At 47.9% G+C, this 1,143-nt stretch carries 2 protein-coding genes and 1 pseudogene; 2 read left to right on the top strand and 1 reads right to left on the bottom strand.

All coding sequences use genetic code 11. From position 1 onward, the window contains the following. The coding region (locus ACWHAR_RS22530; RefSeq protein ID WP_452087886.1) for an L-lactate permease at positions 1-317 on the top strand (317 nt) is incomplete at its 5' end. Positions 318-361: 44 nt separating this feature from the next. Here the strand turns inward: ACWHAR_RS22530 and ACWHAR_RS22525 are convergent. Continuing rightward, positions 362-565 (bottom strand): annotated as a pseudogene (locus ACWHAR_RS22525) (MFS transporter); the annotation flags it as partial. 95 nt (positions 566-660) lie between these two features. Between ACWHAR_RS22525 and ACWHAR_RS22520 the strand changes: the two are divergent. Continuing rightward, positions 661-1,143, top strand: a 483-nt coding sequence (locus ACWHAR_RS22520; RefSeq protein ID WP_452087885.1) for a YqcI/YcgG family protein, incomplete at its 3' end; no start/stop codon positions are given.

The raw sequence follows: 1,143 nt of genomic DNA, 5'->3' as shown, positions 1-1,143 counted from the left end.
CGTTTGTCAGTCCTGTTCTCGGCTGGATTGGCGTGTTCATCACCGGTTCTGTTGTCAGCAATAATGCTTTGTTCGGCCATTTGCAGGTTGTCACGGGAGCGCAGATCGGTGCGGGTTCAGATTTGCTGTTAGCCGCAAATACGGCGGGCGGTGTCATGGCGAAACTTGTTTCTCCTCAATCTATCGCCATCGCTGCCGCAGCGGTCGGCCAAACAGGCAAGGAATCTAAACTGTTTAAAAGGACAGTGGCGTACAGCCTGATTCTGTTATTGATCATTTGTATATGGACGTTTATTCTTGCAAGATTAGGAGTGTAATAGAAAAAAGCAGTACATGCCCAGCATGTACTGCTTTTTTTATGTTAATTTGCTTTCTTTGTCATTTCGGCTGTTGTTTTCACTCTGGTTTTCCCCATAAACAAAATGGTAACCGCCGCGAGGACAATTGGAATCAAAGCGAGCAAAAAGACATACGTAATACTTGATGACATCGCGTCAATAATGCGATTCAGGATCGCATCAGGAATCTGGGAACGTGTTCCCGCTTGGAATATCTCCTGCGGGTCAGGGCATCAAACAGTTATTGGGCTGATTCATGAAGGACAGTCACCTGCCGCTTCCAGTTTTAATATAGTATCCAGATGATACTTGAGGTGGATCAATGGTGAATGGGATTTACACCAAAAGTTTTCTAGAACGTATTCAGGAAGAGCTTCCTGAATGGCAAAGAATCGCTTTTGAGCTGCTGGCAGAAACTCTGGGGGACGACGCGGATACGTTTCCGTGCATTCCCAGACGCCAGGCGTTTCTGACTGATCAGCTTCGGATTGCTTTTGCCGGAGATCCGCGGGAAAACCGCACAGCGGAGGAACTGGCTCCGTTGCTTGCGGAGTACGGCAAGATATCGCGGGACACGGGAAAATACGCATCCCTCGTTGTGTTGTTTGATACACCGGAAGATTTGGCGGAGCATTATTCGATTGAAGCGTATGAAGAGCTGTTTTGGCGCTTTTTAAATAGACTGAGTCATCAAGACGAAAAAGAATGGCCGGAAGACATTCCGGCCGATCCCGAGCATTATAAATGGGAGTTTTGTTTTGACGGCGAGCCGTACTTTCTTCTCTGCGCTACACCGGCGCACGAG

It is taken from the genome of Bacillus sp. LR--39, from assembly GCF_053613335.1.
This window is presented reverse-complemented; position numbering and strand designations above follow the sequence as displayed.